A 2,553-nucleotide genomic window follows, 5' to 3' on the forward strand; every position below is an offset into this window, starting at 1 on the left:
GAACGTCTATGAGGATCACTTCGGGCTGGGGCTCATCGCGCGGCTGCTGGACGAGGTGCCCGAGCACCTGAGCCCCGGGGGCCGGCTGCTGCTGAACCTGGCGGGGCGGCCGGGGCGGCCCATCATCGAGCGCATGTTCACCCGGCGAGGCTTCACCTCACAGGTGCGGGTGGCGCGAAGGGTGATGCAGGCGGCGGACACGGACATCCGGCCGCTGGTGACGCTGGAGCAGCGCACGCAGCGCGAGTTCGAGTTCTTCATGGAGGCGCACAGCGCGGAGCCGCTGCGGGCGTCCACGGCGCTGGGCTGGCTCCAGGCGGGCCACCCCATCTGGCACGAGGTGGCGGTGTGGGAGGCGACGCTGGCCCTGCCGAGGGAGACACTGGCCCTGCGCGCGGCGCTGAGGGCGCTGGGAGCCTCGAAGCTGACAGAGGAGCTGGACCTGGGAGCGACGTCCCACGAGCAGCTCGGCTTTGTGGCCGCGATGGCGGAGCGGCTGGCTCGCTCACCGACGATGCCTTACGCGCACGAGGCGGGAGACGCGGCCTTCCGTCAGCTCGTGGCCCGCTACCTGGAGCGCTTCTTCGAGCTGCGGTTGTCGGAGGAGGAGATCTTCGTCGCGCCCGAGCGCGAGCAGGCCGTCTACTCGCTGCTCCTGGCGCTGTGCGATCCCGGGGATGGGGTGCTGGTGTCGCGCCAGCTGCTGCCGGTGTACGCGCGGGCGCTGGAGCGGGCGAGGGTGCGGACGACGGTGACGCACAGCACGCTGGCGGAGATCCACCAGCTGCTGGGCGTGTTCGACGTGAAGGTGGTGTTCCTCTCGGTGGAGCGGGGCGAGCGCACGAACCTGGGGGTGCTGAGGGAGATTGTCGCGGAGGCGGCCCGGCGCGGCATCTGGGTGGTGCTGGACGAGAGCGCCTTCTTCCACATCACCAGCGAGGTGGAGCCGCTCACGCTCTTCGAGTTCCTGGCGCGCGAGCCGCTGCCGCCGAACCTGGTGGTGCTCTACGGGCTCATCAAGAACGCGGTGTGGCCGGATCTGGAGCTGACGTTGCTGCTGCCGGTGCCGGAGCCGTTGCGCGGCGATCTGGAGGTAGCGGCGGAGGTGACGTACTCGCGCATCGGCACGCTGGCGCAGTGCTTCTACGAGCGCACCTTCGCGGAGCTGCTGACGTTCCGCATCTCGTTCGCGGAGCCGGAGCGGCCACCGGCGCAGAGGGCCCCGGCGGTGCCGTTGCCGCGCTCGGAGCGCATCCAGCGCCTGGCGGGCTTCCCGGCGTTCGCGCCCAAGGTGTTCCGCGAGGGAGATCCGGAGCTGATACGGCTGGACTACGGCGAGAACGAGGGGTCCATGCCCCAGTCGCTCATCGAGGGGCTGATCGCCGCGCTCGCTGCACCGAGTGACGGAAGGGTACCGCACGGGCTGGCCGAGGCGGTGGTGGGCTTCCTGCGGGAGACACGCGCGACGCGGTACTCGCCGGAGAACATCGTGCTCGGCCAGGGGGTGTGGCCGCTGGTGCATCACCTGGGGGTGGCCTTGCGCGAGCGGTTGGGGCGGGCGCCGCGCGTCTTCATTGCCACGCCCTGCTACGGCGTGCTGCCGCCCACGTGGGTGGCGGCTGGGTGCGAGGTGGTGCTGGGACCGCTGGCGGCGCTCCAGGAGCAGCGGGGGACGGGCGGGCTGGACGTGGTGGTCATCTCGCAGCCCTCGAACCCAGAGGGGACCTACCTCTCTCACGAGGAGCTGGTGGCGCTGGCGACGTGGGCGGTGGAGCAGCGCGCGCTGCTGGTGTCGGACGAGATCTTCGGGCTGGTGAACCTGACGAACCCCACGGCGGAGACGGTGCACAGCCCGGTGACGCTGGAGCAGGTGGTGCCTGAGGTGGGGGCGCGCACGGTGGTGCTGGGAGGGCTGTCCAAGGAGTTCGCCGCGGGAGGCCTGCGCCTGGGCTGGCTGGCGACGAGGGATCCAGGGCTGTCCAAGGCCCTGCACGACAGCGGACTGGTGCCACCGACGCTGGCGATGGCGCGCGCGGGGGCCTGGCTCTATGCCGCATACACGCGCAGTCCGGAGGGGCGGTTGCTCTACCCGGCGCGCCACCGGGCCCTGCGCGAGTTCCTCGTGAGGATGCGGCGGGAGCTGGCGGAGAAGCGGGCGCTGATCGCGGAGGCCCTGCCAGGGGATGGGCGCTCCGAGACGATGGAGGCGGGGGGCCTCTTCCTTGCGCCCAGGGTGGGCTCGTGGCTGGGGAAGGAGGTGGAAGGGGAGCGCCTCACGGTGGAGAACCTGCCGCGCGTGGTGTACGCGCACACGCACGTGGTGCTCAACGGCGGGGAGTGGTGCGGAGATCCGGAGCGGGTGCGCGGGGTGTTCTCGATCCCGCGTGACAAGCTGGAGCGGGCCCGCGAGCGGCTCCAGGCCTTTGCGGCCCGGTTCCAGCTCAACCCCGGCCGCCAACCCTGAGGTCCAACTGGTTGGACCTGGGTATTGCTGCCAACCCTGAGGTCCAACGGGTTGGACCTGGGTATTGCTGAAGTGCGGCGCCGCGCTGC

The 2,553-nt window shown here is 71.2% G+C and carries 1 protein-coding gene; it reads left to right on the forward strand.

Annotation, left to right across the window (positions count from 1 at the left end; genetic code table 11):
* Positions 1-2,464: aminotransferase class I/II-fold pyridoxal phosphate-dependent enzyme (locus tag VD972_RS12370; protein ID WP_324985755.1), on the forward strand; the 2,464-nt coding region annotated here is incomplete at its 5' end.
* Positions 2,465-2,553 lie beyond the last annotated feature (89 nt).

The organism is Hyalangium sp., assembly GCF_035629615.1.
Classification (GTDB): Bacteria; Myxococcota; Myxococcia; order Myxococcales; family Myxococcaceae; genus Hyalangium.